At 70.0% G+C, this 17172-nt stretch carries 15 protein-coding genes; all 15 read right to left on the bottom strand.

Annotated elements, in window-relative coordinates; all coding sequences use genetic code 11:
• Positions 1-190: 190 nt before the first annotated feature.
• The 15 genes from NKJ47_RS11720 to flhB all read right to left on the bottom strand — a co-directional run bounded on the left by NKJ47_RS11720 (position 191) and on the right by flhB (position 17162).
• Positions 191-2194: a chemotaxis protein CheA gene (locus NKJ47_RS11720; protein ID WP_254458074.1), complete on the bottom strand. Its 2004-nt coding sequence runs from the start codon at positions 2192-2194 to the stop codon at positions 191-193.
• A gap of 34 nt (positions 2195-2228) precedes the next feature.
• The gene (locus NKJ47_RS11715; RefSeq protein WP_010341778.1) at positions 2229-2594 is read right to left on the bottom strand and encodes a response regulator; all 366 of its coding nucleotides are present in this window, start codon (positions 2592-2594) and stop codon (positions 2229-2231) included.
• Positions 2591-2899, bottom strand: a complete 309-nt coding sequence (locus NKJ47_RS11710; protein WP_010341777.1) for an STAS domain-containing protein — start codon at positions 2897-2899, stop codon at positions 2591-2593. Before NKJ47_RS11710 ends, NKJ47_RS11715 begins: the two co-directional genes overlap by 4 nt.
• Positions 2900-3011: 112 nt before the next feature.
• Positions 3012-4484, bottom strand: a complete 1473-nt coding sequence (locus tag NKJ47_RS11705; RefSeq protein ID WP_254458073.1) for a chemotaxis protein CheW — start codon at positions 4482-4484, stop codon at positions 3012-3014.
• Positions 4481-5263, bottom strand: a complete 783-nt coding sequence (locus tag NKJ47_RS11700; protein WP_254458072.1) for a ParA family protein — start codon at positions 5261-5263, stop codon at positions 4481-4483. Before NKJ47_RS11700 ends, NKJ47_RS11705 begins: the two co-directional genes overlap by 4 nt.
• Entirely contained in the window at positions 5263-6210 is a 948-nt protein-coding gene (motD, locus tag NKJ47_RS11695) for a flagellar motor protein MotD (protein WP_254458071.1), read from the bottom strand. The genes NKJ47_RS11700 and motD overlap by 1 nt, the downstream gene beginning before the upstream one ends.
• Before the next feature lie 7 nt (positions 6211-6217).
• Positions 6218-6958, bottom strand: a complete 741-nt coding sequence (locus NKJ47_RS11690; RefSeq protein WP_254458070.1) for a flagellar motor protein — start codon at positions 6956-6958, stop codon at positions 6218-6220.
• Positions 6959-7491: 533 nt separating this feature from the next.
• The gene (locus NKJ47_RS11685; RefSeq protein WP_254458069.1) at positions 7492-9240 is read right to left on the bottom strand and encodes a chemotaxis protein CheA; all 1749 of its coding nucleotides are present in this window, start codon (positions 9238-9240) and stop codon (positions 7492-7494) included.
• A 267-nt stretch (positions 9241-9507) separates the two neighbouring features.
• Positions 9508-10116, bottom strand: coding sequence for a protein phosphatase CheZ (locus NKJ47_RS11680; protein WP_254458068.1), 609 nt, complete (start codon positions 10114-10116; stop codon positions 9508-9510).
• Positions 10117-10509 carry a chemotaxis response regulator CheY gene (cheY, locus tag NKJ47_RS11675; protein ID WP_254458067.1) on the bottom strand — a complete coding sequence of 131 codons (393 nt, stop codon included), beginning with the start codon at positions 10507-10509 and terminating at the stop codon, positions 10117-10119.
• 19 nt (positions 10510-10528) lie between these two features.
• Positions 10529-11278 (bottom strand): RNA polymerase sigma factor FliA, encoded by a 750-nt coding sequence (locus NKJ47_RS11670; protein WP_017908923.1) that lies wholly within the window; start codon positions 11276-11278, stop codon positions 10529-10531.
• On the bottom strand, positions 11275-12159 hold the full coding sequence (locus NKJ47_RS11665; protein WP_254458066.1) for a MinD/ParA family ATP-binding protein: 885 nt from the start codon (positions 12157-12159) through the stop codon (positions 11275-11277). The genes NKJ47_RS11670 and NKJ47_RS11665 overlap by 4 nt, the downstream gene beginning before the upstream one ends.
• Positions 12146-13783 carry a flagellar biosynthesis protein FlhF gene (flhF, locus tag NKJ47_RS11660; RefSeq protein WP_254458065.1) on the bottom strand — a complete coding sequence of 546 codons (1638 nt, stop codon included), beginning with the start codon at positions 13781-13783 and terminating at the stop codon, positions 12146-12148. Before flhF ends, NKJ47_RS11665 begins: the two co-directional genes overlap by 14 nt.
• Before the next feature lie 170 nt (positions 13784-13953).
• On the bottom strand, positions 13954-16014 hold the full coding sequence (gene flhA, locus NKJ47_RS11655; RefSeq protein ID WP_254461409.1) for a flagellar biosynthesis protein FlhA: 2061 nt from the start codon (positions 16012-16014) through the stop codon (positions 13954-13956).
• A gap of 17 nt (positions 16015-16031) precedes the next feature.
• Positions 16032-17162 (bottom strand): flagellar biosynthesis protein FlhB, encoded by a 1131-nt coding sequence (gene flhB / locus NKJ47_RS11650; protein ID WP_254458064.1) that lies wholly within the window; start codon positions 17160-17162, stop codon positions 16032-16034.
• Between the last annotated feature and the right edge of the window lie 10 nt (positions 17163-17172).

Genomic DNA, 17172 nt, shown 5'->3' with positions numbered 1-17172 from the left:
TTCTTCAGGCCCGCAGTGCGCTCGTCGCCTGTCCGACGACAGGTCGCGCGGCAACACTGTCCATGCGATGCGTCGCCCCTGCGTCCGGTCGTCATGCACGAAGATGCGGATCGTGCGGACGCGCTGCAAACGAAAGCCCCGGCATCGCTGCCGGGGCTCGTGTGATGCATGACGCGCGAGGGCGGGGCGGTCAGGCCGCTTGCTGTACCCGCAGCGAGCGGACCAGGCCGCCGATGTCCACGATCAGGGCGACGCGACCGTCGCCGAGGATGGTGGCGCCGGAGATGCCGCTGATGCGCCGGTAGTTGTTCTCGATGTTCTTGACCACCACCTGCTGCTGGCCGATCAGCTCGTCCACTTCCAGCGCCAGCTTCTGCCCGTCGGCCTCGACCACCACTACCAGCGGTTCTTCGCTCTGCTCGATGCGGCCAAAGCCGTAGGAGTCGCTGAGCGAGAGGATCGGCAGGTACTCGCCGCGGACCCGCAGCACGCGGCCTTCGCCGGCCATGGTGCGGATGTCGTCGGCCTTGGGCTGCAGCGCCTCGATCACGTAGGCCAGCGGCAGGATCAGGGTCTCGCCGGCGACCGCCACGGTCATGCCGTCGAGGATCGCCAGGGTCAACGGCAGACGGATCAGCACGCGGGTGCCGCGGCCGGATTCGCTTTCCAGCTGCACTTCGCCGCCCAGGCCCTGGATGTTGCGGCGGACCACGTCCATGCCGACGCCGCGGCCGGACAGGTCGGTGACCGCATCGGCGGTGGAGAAGCCCGGGGCGAAGATCAGATCCCAGACCTGCGCATCGCTCGGGTTGTCCGGCACCGCGATGCCGCGTTCGGCGGCCTTGGCCAGGATGCGGCTGCGGTTGAGGCCGGCACCGTCGTCGCTGACTTCGATGACGATGTGGCCGCCCTGGTGCGAAGCCGCCAGGGTGATGGTGCCGGTCTCGTCCTTGCCGGCGGCGCGGCGCGCCTCCGGCAGTTCCAGGCCGTGGTCGATCGAGTTGCGCACCAGGTGCACCAGCGGATCGGCGATCTTCTCGATCAGGCCCTTGTCCAGTTCGGTGCCCTCGCCGATGGTGCGCAGGCGCACCTGCTTGCCGAGGCGGGTGGAGAGGTCGCGGACCAGGCGCGGGAAGCGGCGGAACACCGCGTCCACCGGCAGCATGCGCACGCCGATCACCGCTTCCTGCAGGTCGCGGGTGTTGCGTTCCAGCAGGTCCAGGCCGGCGAACAGGCGCTCGGCCACGGCCTGGTCCAGGCCGGTGGAGACCTGCTTGAGCATGGCCTGGGTGATGACCAGTTCGCCGACCAGGTTGATCAGCGCGTCGACCTTGTCGACGCTGACGCGGATCGAGCTTTCCGCTTCGTGCGCGGCGGCGGCGTTGCCGGCCGGCGCGTTGGCGGCCACGGCGGCGGCCGGCGCCGCGGTGGCGGCGGTCGGCGGCGCGGTCAGCACCGGCGCCGGCGCGGTGGCCAGGCTCGGCGGCGGCACCGGGCGGATCTCCAGTTCGCAGTCGTCGATGACCCAGGCGAAGGTGTCTTCGATCGCGCTGCGCGGGATCTTGCCGACCAGGCCCAGGTCCCAGGCCAGGTAGGCCTCGAGCGGGTCGAGTTCGGCGAAGCCGGGCAGGCGGGTGCTGCGGCAGGCGACCTGCAGCGGGCCGAGGTGTTCCAGTTCGCGGATGATGCGCAGCGGGTCATTGCCGCTCATGAACAGCGACGGCGCTGGGGTGAAGCCGATCTGCCAGGCTTCCGGTTCGGCCGGCTGGTTCGCCGCCGGAGTGGCGGCGGTCGGCGCGGCCGGGCCGCCGTTCAGCGCGTGCTGCAGGCGCTCGTGCACCGCCTTGACCGCGGCCGGATCGGCCGGGACGCCGTGTTCGGCTTCGCGCAGCAGGGCGCGCAGCACGTCCACCGAGCCGAGGATGGCGTCGATGGCGTGCGCCTCGACGTCGCGCTTGCCGGCGCGCAGCTCGTCGAGCAGCGTTTCCAGCACGTGGGTGAGGCCGGCCATCGCCTCGAAGCCGAAGGTGGCGGCGCCACCCTTGATCGAGTGCGCGGCGCGAAACACCGAGTTGATGGTCTCGGGATCGCGATTGCCTTCTTCCAGCGACAGCAATCCGGCTTCCATCGCGTCCAGTCCTTCGCGGCTTTCCTCGAAGAAGGTGGCGTGGAAACGCTGCAGGTCCATGCTCATGGGGCGGGAATCCGGAAAAGGAGGAGGAGAGGGATCAGCCCAGGACTTTCTGGACGGTGGCGATCAGCTGTTCGGGATTGAACGGCTTGACCAGCCAGCCGGTGGCGCCGGCGGCCTTGCCCTCGGACTTCTTCTCCGCCGCCGACTCGGTGGTCAGCATCAGCATCGGGGTGAACTTGTAGTCCGGCAGCTGCCGCAGCTCGCGGATCAGGGTGATGCCGTCCATGTTCGGCATGTTGACGTCGGTGACCACCGCATTGAAGCGCTGGCCCTTGGCGCGGCCCAGCGCGACCGCGCCGTCTTCGGCTTCTTCGACGGCAAAGCCGGCCGAGGTGAGGGCGAAGGAGACCATCTGGCGCATCGACGCCGAATCGTCCACTACCAAGATACGTGCGCTCATGCCGCGTTCTCCACAGATTTCAGATTGTCAGGGGTTGCAGGAAGGCCCAGCGATTCGCTGACCCCTAGCAGGCGGGCCGCGTCGCGAAAGGTCGCGTTGCAGGCCTCGAATTCGGTGCGCTTGCCGTCCTTGCGACGGGCATCGACGAACGCGCACAGCACCTGTACGGATGCGGTGTGGATGCGGCGGACTTCGCCGGCGTCCAGCCGCAGCACGTCGTCCGACGCAAGGAACGCGGTCAGGCGTTGTTTCAGGTCGGCGCTGGTCTCGATGCCGAGATCTTCGCCAAGGGGGACTGTGCTCATCATTGCTCCGCACCAATGGTTCTATGGCAGATAACGGCCGTGGCCTGAAAAGCTTTAGCGGCGCTTGGTAAAGTGCGGCACCGTTCGCAGTTGCCGCCCGCCGGGCCCCGGGTCAGTGCAGCAGTTGCTCGGCGTCGAGCAGGATCATCGGCTGCTGCGCCAGCCGCGCCACGCCGCGGAACAGATGGTTGGAAATGCGGCAGATGCGGGCGTTGTCCGGCGGCTCGATTTGCTGGTCGCTGAGGCTGGCCACGTCTTCCACCGCGGACACGCGCAGGCCCAGGGTCTCGCCGTTCTCCTCCAGCACCACCACGCGGGTCAGCATGTCCATCTCGATCGGGGCCGCGCCCAGGTGCAGGCCGAGGTCGAGCACCGGTACCACCTGGCCGCGCAGGTTCATGATGCCGAGCATGGCCGGCGGGGTGCCGCGCAGCGCCAGCAGCGGCACCGGCAGCACCACTTCCTGCACCTTCAGCAGTTCCAGCGCGTAGGCCTGCTCGCCGCAGCGCAGGCGCAGCCAGCGGGTGCGGCGCTCGGACAGGCGGTCGGGGGCGATGGCCGAGCCGTGTGGCACGCTCGGCGCCATGAAGGACTGCAGGTTCGGCGGCAGCTTCGCGCCGGCGGCCTGGGCGCGGCTGGCTTCGGCGCGCCGTTCCGGCGGCACCGCCATCGGCGGGCGCTTGATCGCGCGCGCGGCGGCGGCATCGTCTTCGGCGGCCAGGTTGCGCGGCACGGTGACGCGCTGCCGCTCCATCGCCGCGACCGCGTCCAGGTCGGCCTGGCGCTCGGCCTGTTGGGCCGGGGTGAGTGCGGCGGGCGCGGCCGCCTGCTGCGACATGATCCCGGCCAGGGCCGGATCCGAATCGGCTTCGGCCAGCACCGCGGCAGCGATCTGCTCGGGCGTCGGGCCGGTCGGCGCGGGCGCCAGGGCGTGTTGCGACATGATGCCGGCCAGGGCCGGATCCGAATCGGCTTCGGCCAGCACCGCGGCAGCGATCTGCTCGGGTGTCGGGCCGGTCGGCGCAGGCGCCAGGGCTTGTTGCGACATGATGCCGGCCAGGGCCGGATCGGCATCGGCTTCGGCCAGGACCGCGGCAGCGATCTGTTCGGGCGTCGGGCCGGTCGGTGCGGGCGCCAGCGCCTGCTGCGACATGATGCCGGCCAGCGCGGGATCTGCATCGGCTTCGGCCAGGACTGCGGCAGCGATCTGTTCGGGCGTCGGGCCGGCCGGCGCGGGCGCCAGGGCCTGCTGCGACATGATGCCAGCCAGCGCGGGATCGGCGTCGGCTTCGGCCAGGACTGCGGCAGCGATCTGTTCGGGTGTCGGGCCGGTCGGCGCAGGCGCCAGTGCCTGCTGCGACATGATGCCGGCCAGCGCCGGATCGGCGCCGGCCTCGGCCAGGACCGCGGCGGCGATCTGCTCCGGGGTCGGCGCGGCCGCGGCAGGCGCCGGGGTATCGGCGTCCGCGTGCGCGTCGGCGACCGCGACCGCTGCGGGACTCGGCGGCGGCGCCTTCTGCTCCTCGGCGATCACGTCGTGGAGCAGGCCTTCCAGATAGTCGTCGAGGATGCCGGGGGTGCTCATGCGGCTTGCTCCATCGGTGTCGCATCGCTGGCCAGCAGCCATTCCAGTGCGCGGCGGTAGGCGGCCAGGCCGCGGCCGGGGTAGTCGCCCGGCACGCCGGGCACGGTCAGCGCCTTGACGTTGCAGATCTTGGTGTCGACCGGGATCGCGTCTTCCCAGACCCGCTCGGCGTAGCTGTCCTGCATCTGCCGCAGGGTCTCGTTGCCGGCGCGGGTGCGCTTGTCGAACAGGGTCGGCAGGATCGAGGCGGGCAGCGGACGGCGCCGCGAGCGCTCGACCATGTCCACGGTACGGACCATGCTGGCCAGGCCGTGCAGCGCCAGCGGCTCGGCCTGGGTCGGGATGACCACGCGGTCGGCCGCGGCCAGCGCGTTGATCATCAGCAGGCCCAGGGTCGGCGGGCAGTCGAGCAGGATGTAGTCGTGCTGGCCGGCGTGGCGGGCCATCGCCTGCTGCAGCGCCAGGCCCAGGCCGGGCTGGTTGGCGCTGCGCCGTTCCAGCGTGGCCAGCGCGGTCTGCCCGCAGACGAAGCTCAGGCGCTCGACGGCGGTGTCGCGGGCCAGCGCGGCGAGTTCGCCCGGCGGGGTCGCGAACAGGTCCAGCACGCCCGGCGGCTGCGGTTCCTGCGGCACGTCGAAGGCCCGGGTCAGCGAGGCGTGCGGATCGAGATCGAGCATCAGCACGCGGTGTCCGAGCATGGCCAGCCCACGGCCCAGGGCCAGCGTGGTGGTGGTCTTGCCCACGCCACCTTTCTGGTTGGCGATCGCCCAGATGCGCATCAGTTGACTCCTTCAATGGCAGGTACTGCGCGGGGCGCGCCGGCGTTGCCGGCGGCCGCCGCGGCGGGGGGTGTGGTGGTGGCCGGCGCGGCGCCGGCGCTCAAACGGTCGGAGGCCGACGGCGTCGCATCGCCGCTGGCGCCGGAATCGGCCAGGATCACCAGCACCACGCGGCGGTTGGCGTTGCGGCCGGCCGGCGTGTCGTTGCTGGCGCGCGGGCGGAACTGGCCGTAGCCGATCATCGACAGCCGCGAGGGCTGCAGGCCCTGGTCGGCGAACAGGTGGACCACGCTGGCCGCGCGCGCCGCCGACAGCTCCCAGTTCGACGGGAACTGCTGGGTGGCGATCGGGGTGTTGTCGGTGTAGCCCTCCACGCGCACCCCGTTGGGCACGCCGGCCAGCACCTGCGCCAGTTCCGCCAGGGTGGCGCGCGCGCTCTGGTCCAGCGCGGCCGAGCCGGAGCCGAACAGGATGTCGCTGTTGATCTCCACTTCGATCCACAGCCCGGCGCGGCGCACGGTGATCAGCTTCTTCTGGATCAGCGGCGCCAGCGCGGCGCCGAGGCGGTCGGCGATGCTGTCGAGCTGGCGTTGCGCGCGGCGCAGCTGCTGCGCGTCGCGCAGGTCGTCGCCGCGCTGCGCGGTGCCCGAGGGCAGGCGGTTGGGATCGGGTAGGGTCAGCGCCGGGCTGGACTTGATCGGGGTCGGCCGTTCGCCGCCCTGGCCCTGCAGCGCCTGGTCGCCGACCTGGACCGGGCGCACGGTCTTCGGCGTGCCGCCGAACGCGGCGCTCATCGCGTCGGCCATGACCCGGTACTTGGCTTCGTTGACCGTGGACAACGCGTACATCACCACGAAGAAGGCGAGCAGCAACGTCATCAGGTCGGCATAGGGGATGGCCCATGCCTCGTGGTTGGCGTGCTCGTCGTGGGCGTGCTTGCGGGCCATTCGGAACTCAATGCAAGAATCCGGCCAGTTTCGATTCGATGTTGCGCGGGTTCTCGCCCTGGGCAATGGCGATCAACCCTTCGATGACCATTTCGCGCTCGCCGCAGCCGCGCTTGATCACGCTCTTGAGCTTGGCGGCCATCGGCAGGAACAGCAGGTTGGCCGAGGCGATGCCGTAGATGGTGGCGGTGAAGGCGGCGGCGATGCCGTGGCCGAGCTTGCTCGGGTCGGCCAGGTTCTTCATCACCGCGATCAGGCCCAGCACCGCGCCGATGATGCCAAGGGTGGGCGCATAGATGCCCATGCCCTCGAACACTTTGGCCGCGGCCAGGTCGCAATGTTCCTGGCCTTCCAGGTCGATCTCCAGCATGTGCCGGATGGCCTCCGGTTCCACGCCGTCCACCAGCATCTGCAGGCCCTTGCGCACGAACGGATCCTGCTGCTGCGGCACCTGGTTCTCCAGGCCGAGCAGGCCCTGGCGGCGGGCGATATTGCTCCATTCCACGATCTGCTTGAGCAGTGCCTGGCGATCGCTCGGCGGCGGCCACAGGATCCACTTGGCGATCTGGAACGCACGGCGGAACACCGCCGGCGGGGTATGCACCAGGATCGCGGCCACGGTGCCGACGATCACGATCACGAACGCAGCCGGCGACCACAGCGCCGACATGCCGGCGCCCTTGAGGATGCTGCCGCCGATCAGCGACAGAATCGCCAACAGCAGGCCAATGAGACTGAGCTTGTCCATGCAAGAGGTATCGGCAACGGGGCTTGGGACTTGATGGTAGGGGGCCGGGAGTGGGGATTCGGGATTCGCTGCAGCCGGGATTGGGGAATCGGGAGTGGGGATTCGCAAAGGCAAGCCGCACGGAAATCTGGGGTCGGCTGTTGTGGGAGCGGCTTCAGCCGCGACGCGCGGACCTCGGCGTGTCGCCGGCGCGCACTGCGACATGCGTCGGCGAGAGACAGGAGGCCAGGGGCATTCGCTTTCGCCAATGCAGATTCCCCACGCCCGGCTTTACCGCGTCGCGACTGAAGTCGCTCCCACAAGGAAGGGATACCAGCGGGGAACCGCTGCTGCGCTTTCCGAATCCCCATTCCCGAATCCCAGCCTCACCGCGTCGCGGCTGAAGCCGCTCCCACAGGGAAAAACGAGGCGCACGGGGCCGCTGTTGCGATTCCCGAATCCCCATTCCCCATTCCCGGTTTCACCGCAGAAGAAGGAGGCGCAAGGAACCCTGCTCTTACGATTCCCCAATCCCCATTCCCCACTCCCGGCTCTCAGGCCTTCAAGCCATCCACATCCAAAATCAACGCCAGACGGCCATCGCCGATCAGGGTGGCGCCGGCATAGCCGGGCAGGCCGCGCAGCGAGCGCGGCAGCGGCTTGATCACCACTTCCTCGCGGCCGCGGACCTGGTCCACGACCAGGCCCATGCGCGATTCGCCGGCCTGCAGCACCACCACGGTGAGCAGCGGCAGTTGCGGGGCGTCGATGTTGAGCCACTGGCGCAGGTCCACCAACGGCAGGGTGTGCGACTGCCGGTCGAGCACGGCGCGGCCGTCGAACCAGCCCAGCGAGCGGCGCGGCGCATGCAGCACTTCCACCACGCGCGCCAGCGGCAGCGCATAGACGGTGTCGCCGGCCTGTACCAGCAGGGTCGGCAGGATCGCCAGGGTCAGCGGCACGCGGATCAGGAAGCGGCTGCCGCGGCCCAGCTCCGACTGGATCTGGATCTGCCCGCTGAGTTCGCGGATGCGCGACTGCACCACGTCCATGCCGACGCCGCGGCCGGAGATGTCGGTGACTTCGGATTTGGTCGAGAAGCCGGGCAGGAACACCAGGTGCAGGCATTCCTCGGTGCTCAGGCGGGCGGCGGCCTCGGGGTCGATCAGGCCCTTCTCGCGCGCCTTGGCGCGCAGCCGTTCCGGGTCGATGCCGGCGCCGTCGTCCTGCACTTCGATGCTGACGTAGTCGCCTTCCTGCTGCGCCGACAGGCGCACGTGGCCGCCGCGCGGCTTGCCGGTGGCCTCGCGCAGCGCCGGGGCCTCGATGCCGTGGTCGATCGCGTTGCGCACCAGGTGCACCAGCGGATCGGCCAGCGCTTCGACCAGGTTGCGGTCCAGTTCGGTGTCGGCGCCGACCAGTTCCAGTTCCACTTCCTTGTTGAGCGAGCGGGCGACGTCGCGCGCCACCTTGGGGAAGCGCGAGAACACCTTGCCGACCGGCTGCATGCGCGTGCGCATGACCGCCGACTGCAGGCGCGCGGTGGCGATGTCCAGGCTGCTGACCGCGCGGTCGAGTTCCTCGTCGCGCAGGCGCACGCGCAGGGTCTTGAGGCGGTTGCGCGAGAGCACCAGTTCGCCGATCAGGTTGACGATCGCGTCCAGGCGCTTGGTGTCCACGCGCACGGTCTGTTCGGGCTCGGCGGCCTTGGCCGGGGCGGCCGCGGCCTTGGGCGCGGCGCTGGGCGCGCGTGGCGCCGGCTGCAGCGCCTGCGGCGTGGCCGCCGGCGGCGCATCGCCGTGCAACTGGTCCAGCAGCGCCTCGAATTCGTCGTCGCTGATCAGGTCCGCATCGCCCGCGGCGGCGGCGGCCGGGGCTGCTGCCGGCGCCGGCGCGGCGCTCTTGGCCGGGGCCGGCGCGGCGGTGCCGTGCGCGTCGAACTGCGCGATCAGTTCCGCCGGCGCGCGCGGCGGCTCCTGGCCGTTGCCGAACGCGTCGAGCATCGACTGCAGGTAGTCCAGCGACTGCTGCGCGGCGTCGAAGTGCTGCGCCTGCAGGGTGGCCTGGCCGGCACGGGCCATGCCCAGGGTTTCCTCCGCGGCGTGGCACAGCTCGACCATGGCGGTGATCGCCAGGAAGCCGGCGCCGCCCTTGAGCGTGTGGAAGCCGCGGAACACGGCGTTGAGCTGGCCGCTGTCCTCGGGCGCCTGCTCCAGCGACACCAACTGCTCGCCGAGCCGGTCCAGGATCTCCTGGGCCTCGATGATGAAGTCGGCAGCGATGTCGTCGGGGACGGCGCTCATGGCTAGAGCCTGCCCGCGCGGTTGCAATCGGCCACGTTGCCGTGTCCGGTTGCCAGGTGGCTGCGCGCGGCGCCGCGACAGGCCGACCGCCTGTTCAAGCCGTGCGCGGCCGCCTGGGGAGCGGACACGGCAACCCGAACGGCCGCGCTTGGGTGCGCGCGATCCTGCGTCATCATGCGGTCGTCTGTTGACATAAATTTCCTCGTTCTTTCTCGCCGTGCGCGCACCCGAGTGCGGCGTGGCCTAGTCCAATCGCCCGGGCACGCTCTAGAGTCCCAGTCCGGACAGCAGGTCGTCGGCGTCGTGCTGCGACACGCCGTGGCGATCCAGGCCGGGCAGGACCGGGCCGGCCAGGGTGCCGTCGGCCTTGCGTTCTTCCTTCGGCGGCAGACCCAGCGCGCCGAAGCCCTCGTGCACGCGGCGCACGATACCGGCGACGCGGCGGATGATCTGCCCGGTCAGGTCCTGGAAGCTCTGCGCCAGGGCCATTTCGGTGAGGTTGTGGCGGATCTTGTCGAGGATCTCGCCCTGGTCGCCGCTGAGGCCGCCGGCGGCCAGCTGGTCGGCCAGCGCACGGCATTCCTCGGCCAGGTCCAGGGTGCGGTGGCTGGCCTGTTCGGTCATCTCCACCACGTGGTCCAGGCGCGAGCAGGCATCGTCCAGTTCGCCGGCCTCGCTGGGCACCACCGGCAGTTCGCCGAGCGCCTGCCCCAGATCGCGCGCAAGCCGGCTCAGGCCCTGCATCATCGGCCGTGTGCGCCAGGCGGCGAGGGTGTCGATCTCCCTGCGCCAGCCGGCCTCGTCGCCGTTTTCCAGCGCGTCGAGCGCGCCTTGCAGGCGTTCGATCAGGGCGGTGCGTTCGGCGGTAGCTTCCATTTAGGCGGTCGCTCCCAGGCGTTCGAAGATCTTGCCCAACTTCTCCTGCAGCGTCTGCGCGGTGAACGGCTTGATGATGTAGCCGTTCACGCCGCACTGGGCGGCCTCGATGATCTGCTCGCGCTTGGCCTCGGCGGTGACCATCAGCACCGGCAGGTGCTTGAGCTTGTCGTCGGCGCGGATGTTGCGCAGCAGGTCGATGCCGGTCATGCCCGGCATGTTCCAGTCGGTGACCACGAACTCGAACGGCGCCGAGCGCAGCGCGACCAGGGCGCTGTTGCCGTCTTCGGCCTCGGCGGTGTTGGTGAAGCCCAGATCGCCGAGCAGATTCTTGACGATGCGTCGCATCGTCGAGAAATCGTCCACGATCAAAATCCGCATGTTCTTGTTCACCACTGACTCCTAAGGGTTCCTATTCTTCGTCTTCCAGACCGGCATCGGCGACCTCGAACGCCTTCAGGCGTCCGCGCAACCGTACCGTGGCCTGGCCATGGATCTGACACACGCGCGACTCGCTGACCCCGAGCACCGCGCCGATTTCCTTGAGGTTCAATTCCTGCTCGTAGTACAGCGACAGCACCAACTGCTCGCGTTCGGGCAACTGCGCGATGGCCTTGCCCAGCTCGCGGCCGAATTCGCTGCGCTCGAGCATCTGCTGCGGATTGGGTCCGCCCTTGGCGATGGTATCCAGTTCGCCATGGTCCTCGATGCGCGACTCCAGGCTCAGCACCTGGCCGCGGGCGGCATCTTCCATCAAACGCAGGTATTCGGGAAGCGGCATGTCCATCGCCGCGGCCACTTCGTTGGCGGCGGCGGCGCGGCCGGTGCTCTGTTCGATCTTGCGGATCGCCGAGGCGGCGTCGCGGGCGCGGCGGTGCACCGAGCGCGGCACCCAGTCGCCGCGGCGGATCTCGTCGATCATGGCGCCGCGGATGCGGATCGAGGCGTAGGTCTCGAACGAGGCGCCCTGTTCGGCGTCGTAGCTGCGCGAGGCCTCGATCAGGCCGATCATGCCGGCCTGGATCAGGTCGTCGATCTCGACGCTGGCCGGCAGCCGCGCCGCCAGGTGGTGGGCGATGCGCCGGACCAGGTCCGAGTGCTGAGCGATGTAGTCGTTGGCGCTGTTGCGCTGGACGGCGCGGTAGTGGGCGGCGGCGTTCATGCGGCCACCCCGCGCTGGATGATGCGTTCGACGAAGAACTCGACGTTGCCGCGCGGGGCGGTCGGCGCCTGCCATCGCGCGGTGCGCCGGGCGATCTCGGCGATCGCCTGCGCCGACGGGCTGGACGGGTAGGCCTTGACCACCGGCTGCTGGCGCTGCACCGACAGGCGCAGCCAGTCGTCCTGCGGCACGCAGCCCAGGTAGTTCAGCGACACGTCGCCGAGGAATTTCTCGCAGACCCGGCTGAGCTTGTCGTACAGCATGCGGCCTTCGTTGAGGTCGCGGACCATGTTGGCGACGATCTGTACCCGGTCCACGCCGCGCTCGCGCGAGAGGACCTTGATCAGGGCGTAGGCGTCGGTGATCGAGGCCGGCTCGTCGCAGACCACCACCACCGCGTCCTGCGCGGCCTGGCAGAAGGTCAGCACGCTGTCGGTGATGCCGGCGGCGGTGTCGACGATCATCACGTCCAGCTCGCGCTGCAGCTCGGAGAACACGTTGACCAGGCCCACGTGCTGGGCCGGCGGCAGCTCGGCCATGTAGCGGCGGCCGGAGGCGGCGGGCACCACCATCAGCCCGTTGGGCAGGTCGATCAGCACCTCTTCCAGGGTGCAGCGCCCGGCGACCAGGTCGGCCACGGTGAACTTGGGGGTCAGCCCCAGCAGCACGTCGACGTTGGCCAGGCCGAGGTCGGCGTCCAGCAGCAGGGTGCGCTTGCCCATGTCGGCCAGCGCCATGGACAGGTTGACCGAGATGTTGGTCTTGCCCACGCCGCCCTTGCCGCCGGTCACGGCGATGGTCCGCACCGGACCCAGCGGTTCGTTGCGCGTCGCCGACAGGGGAAAGGCATTGGTCAGATTGACGTAGTCACGCGACGGCATGGGTCTGCTCCGGAGTACAGGGCTTATCGGCAGCGCGCCGCAAATCTTCAAGGCGCAATACCAGGCTGGCGGCGTTGGCGCGGTGCAGGTCGTCCGGCACACGCTGTCCATCGGTCACCCAGGTGATGGGGAGGCGGTGGTCGACGACCACCGACAAGGCACTGCCGAACCGCCCGGTCTCGTCCAGCTTGGTCAGGATGACCCCCTGCGGGTCGGCGCCGGCGAACCGGCGCACCACCTCGTCCAGGTCGGAGAAATGGGCGTTGGCGGGGAGGACCAGCAAGGACCGGACCACCCGCGAGGCGCGCAGCCAGTGCAGCTGCGCGGCCAGGGCGCGGTCGCGCTGGCCCATGCCGGCGGTGTCGATCAGGACCAGCTTGTAGTCGGCCAGGCGCTCCAGCAGCAGCTGCAGCGCGGCGTCGCTGTCGGCCTCGTGCACGGCGATGCCGAGCTGGCGGCCGTAGCTGTGCAACTGTTCGCGGCCGCCGACGCGGATGGTGTCGGTGGTGACCAGGGCCACGTCGCGGGCGGCATGGCGCTCCAGGAAGCGCGAGGCCAGCTTGGCGATGGTAGTGGTCTTGCCGGCGCCGGTCGGGCCGATCAGGGCGATCACGCCGCCTTCCTCAAGCGGGTCCAGCGCGGCGATCGGCAGGCGCTTGGACAGCAGGCCCAGCATCAGTCCGCGGCCGCGGTGCAGCTCCAGGTCGGCGGGGATCTGCATGACCACGTCGCGGATGATGCCGCTGTCGAAGCCGTAGTCGTCCATCAGCTCCAGCGCCTGGGCGCGGACCGGCGAGCCGCGCAGGCGCTCGTCGGTGAGGCGGTTCATCTCGCGCTCGATCATCTGCCGCATCAGCGCCAGTTCGTCGCGCAGCTGCGTCAATTGTTCGTCGTTCTGCGGGGCGGGGAAGGTCGGCACCGCCGCCAGTGCCGCGGCCGCCGGGATTCCGGCAGCGGCCGGCGCCGGCGCGATCGGCGCGATCGGCGCGATCGGCGCGGCCGGGGCGCTTACCGGGGTCAGCGCCACCGCGGCGACGTCGTCGCGCCAGGCCGGCGCGGCCTCGGCGGCCGGCGCCGGGGTGGCGGCGAACGGGCTGGGCAGGGGCACGCTGATCGGGGCGTTGCGGAACACGTCCTCGGGAATGCTGAACTCGGCACGGGCCGGCGCTGGCGCCACCGCCGCAGCTGCAGCCGCAGCCTTGGCCGGCGCGGGCTGGCGCGCGGCGGCGGCCGGGGCGGCCGCGCCCGGCATGGCCGAGGCGGCGAGCGCCGCCGGCTGGGTCAGCGGCCGTGCGGCGGCGGCGGGCGCGGCATTGCCGCGGCGTTCGCTGATCGCGGCCATCATCGCCATCGCCGGGCTGGCCGCGGCGCTGTCGCCGCGTGCGGCACGCGGGGCGGCCGCGGCCGGGGCCTGCGCCGCCGCGGCGGCGCGCGGCGCCTCGTCCGGGCGCACCGCATCCAGCGCCCGCTGCACCAGGGCTTCGTCGTAGTTGCTGGCGGCGACGATCTCGATGCCCTCGTCGGTGCGCCGGTTGGACAGGATCACCGCATCCGGCCCGTGCTCGTCGCGCACCATCCGGAAGGCGGTGCGCATGTCGGGGGCGACAAAGCGTTTGATCTTCATGGGTGGAAGCCGGGAATGGAGAACGGGGAATGGGGAATGGACGCGCTGCCGGTGCCGATACGTGGCGGGCCGCGGTGCCGTGTCTGGGTTGTGGTGATCGTGTTCATTGCTCTCTCCGCTTCCGGGACAGGGGGACGATTCCCCATTCCCTGTTCCCGATTCCCGTCATCTCAACTGATCGTGCCCACCAGCTTCAGCCGCTTGTCTTCCGGCACTTCGCTGTAGGACAGGACCGACAGCGCGGGGACGCTGTGGCGGACCAGGCGGGCGAGGGCGGCGCGGACCTGCGCCGGCACCAGCACCACGGCCGGTTCGTTGCGCGCTTCCTGCTTGCTCACGCAGTCCGCCAGACTTTGGTGCAAGCGTTCGGCCAGTCCGGGTTCCAGCGCCGCGCCGTTGCCCTGGGTGGAGTCTTGCAAGACACGTTCCAATTGCGGGGCCAGGGTGAACACCGGCAGTTCCGGGGCCATGCCGGCGATCTCCTGGACGATGAAACGGCCCAGGGCGTTGCGCACCGCGGCGGTGAGCGCGCCGGGTTCCTGACTCTGCGGGGCGTGTTCGACCAGGGCTTCGACGATCTTGCGCAACTGCCGCACCGGGATCTTCTCGATCAGCAGGTTCTGCAGCACGCGTACCACCACCGACAGCGGCAGCGCCTTGGGGGTGAGGTCCTCGACCAGCTTGGGCGCGCTCTTGGCCAGGGTGGCCAGCAGCTGCTGCACTTCCTCGTGGCCGAGCAGTTCCGGGGCGTGCTCGCGGATCAGGTGCGAGAGGTGGGTGGCGATCACCGTGGCCGGGTCGACCACGGTGTAGCCCATGGTCTCGGCCTGGGCGCGCAGGTGCGGCTGGATCCAGATCGCGTCCAGGCCGAATGCCGGGTCCTTGCCGGGAATGCCGTCGATCTTGCCGAGGGCGCCGCCCGGGTCCAGCGCCAGTTCGCGGTCCGGATGGATGTCGGCGGTGGCCACGGGAACCCCGTGCACCAGCAGGCGGTAGGCGTTGGCCGGCAGTTCCAGGTTGTCGCGGATATGCACCGGCGGCACCAGGAAGCCGATGTCCTGGGTCAGCTTGCGGCGCACGCCCTTGATCCGCGCCATCAGCTCGCCGCCCTGGGCCTTGTCCACCAGCGGGATCAGCCGGTAGCCGACTTCCAGGCCCAGCGGGTCGATCGGGCGCAGTTCGTCCCAGCCCAGTTCGGCATTGGCCTGGGCCGCGGCCGCGGCCTGTGGCGCCGCTTCGGCGGCGGCCGGCGGCGGCTGCAGGCTACGCTTCCACATCTTCCAGGCCAGCAGGCCCAGGATCAGCGCCAGCGTCAAGAAAGCGACGTTGGGCATGCCCGGGATCAGGCCGACCAGGCCCATGATCGCCGCGGCCACCGCCAGCGCCTTATGCTGGCCGAACACTTGGCCCATCATCGAGGCGCCCATGTCCTGCGAGCGCGAGGCGCGGGTGACCAGCATCGCCACCGCCGAGGACACCAGCAGCGCCGGCAACTGCGCGACCAGGCCGTCGCCGATCGACAGCAGGGTGTAGGTGGAGGCTGCCTGGGCGAACGGCATGCCGTGTTGCAGCACGCCGACCGCCATGCCGCCGATCAGGTTGATGAACAGGATCAGGATGCCGGCGATGGCGTCGCCGCGGATGAACTTGCTGGCGCCGTCCATCGAGCCGTAGAAGTCCGCTTCCTCGCGCACTTCCTCGCGGCGGGCCTTGGCTTCCTCGCGGGTCAGCAGGCCGGCGTTGAGGTCGGCGTCGATCGCCATCTGCTTGCCGGGCATGGCGTCGAGGATGAAGCGCGCGGTCACTTCCGACACGCGCCCGGCGCCCTTGGTGATGACCACGAAGTTGATGATGGTCAGGATCGCGAACACGACGATGCCGACCGCGTAGTTGCCGCCGATCACGAATTCGCCGAAGGCCTCGATGACCTTGCCGGCGGCGCCGTGGCCGTCCTGGCCGTTGATCAGGATCACGCGGGTGGAGGCCACGTTCAGCGCCAGGCGCAGCATCGTGGTCATCAGCAGCACGATCGGGAAGATGCTGAACTCCAGCGGCCGCTTCACGTACACCACCGCCAGCAGCACCATCAGCGAGATGGCGATGTTGAAGGTGAACAGGGCGTCCAGCACCGGGGCGGCCAGCGGCACCACCACCATCGCCAGCATCAGCAGCACGATCACCGGGGCGCCCAGCCCGTGCTTGATCATGTCCATCACTTTGCGCGTGTTCATCTGCGCGGCCGGCTGGCTCATGGCTGGCTCCCCGGGGCGAATTCATCCACCTCCAGCGGCGGCAACGGCGGCATCGGCCCGCTGCGCCAGGCGCGCAGCTGGTAGACGTACGAGAGGACCTGCGCCACCGCCGAATACAGTCTCACGGGAATTTCCTTGCCGAGTTGGCCTTCCCTATACAAGGCGCGTGCCAAAGGCGGCGCCGAGATCACCGCCACCCGGTGCTGCTCGCCGACCTCGCGGATGCGGAAGGCGATCTCGTCCACGCCCTTGGCGACCACGGTGGGCGCGCGCATGCGCCCGCTCTCGTACTTCAGCGCCACCGCGTAGTGGGTGGGGTTGACCACCACCACGTCGGCCTTGGGCACCGCTTCCATCATCCGCCTCTGCGACATCTGCATCTGCATCTGGCGGATGCGGCCCTTGACCTCTGGGCTGCCGTCGCTTTCCTTCATTTCCCGGCGCACTTCCTCCCGGGTCATCTTCAATTTGCGGATGTAATTCCACTTCTGATAGGGCGCGTCGATCGCGGCCAGCAGCGCCAGCGCGCCGGCGGTGTACAGCAGCAGCCGCAGGGTGAAGCCCAGGCCGTGGCCGATGGCCTGCTCCAGCGGCTGCAGCAGCAAGCCGCGCAGGAAGTCGACGCTCCCCCACAGGCACAGCACCGCGGCGCCGCCGACGAAGCCCATGCGCAGAATCGACTTCAGCAGTTCGGCCAGGGTCTCGGCACCGTACATCCTGCTCAGCCCGGCCATCGGATTGAGACGGTCGAACTTGGGGATCAGCGCCTGGCCGGAGAAGCGCAGGGTGCCCATCAGCACCGGCGCGGCAAAGCTGGCCGCCAGGCAGATGCCGACCAGCGGCAGCACCACCCAGAGCAGGTTCAGCAGCAGGTCGCCGAAATGGCCGAACATGGCCTCCGGATGCTGGCGCATCGACAGGTCCGGGCGCAGCGCTTGCTTCAGCCAGGCCACGGCGCCGGCGGTCAGCGAGGTGGACAGGCCCATCAGGGCGAAGACGCCGGCGCTGAACACCGCGGCCGTCGCCAGCTCGCGCGAATGCGGGACATTGCCCTGTTCGCGGGCTTCGCGCAGGCGTTTGTCTGTGGGCTGTTCTGTGCGCTCTGCGCCTTCTTCGCTCTCGGACATCGGGGGATGC

The sequence above is a fragment of the Xanthomonas sacchari genome (assembly GCF_024266585.1).
In the GTDB taxonomy this organism is placed as follows: domain Bacteria; phylum Pseudomonadota; class Gammaproteobacteria; order Xanthomonadales; family Xanthomonadaceae; genus Xanthomonas_A; species Xanthomonas_A sacchari_C.
Note: the sequence above shows the minus strand (reverse complement) of the source record. Positions and strands in the feature narration are given on the sequence as shown.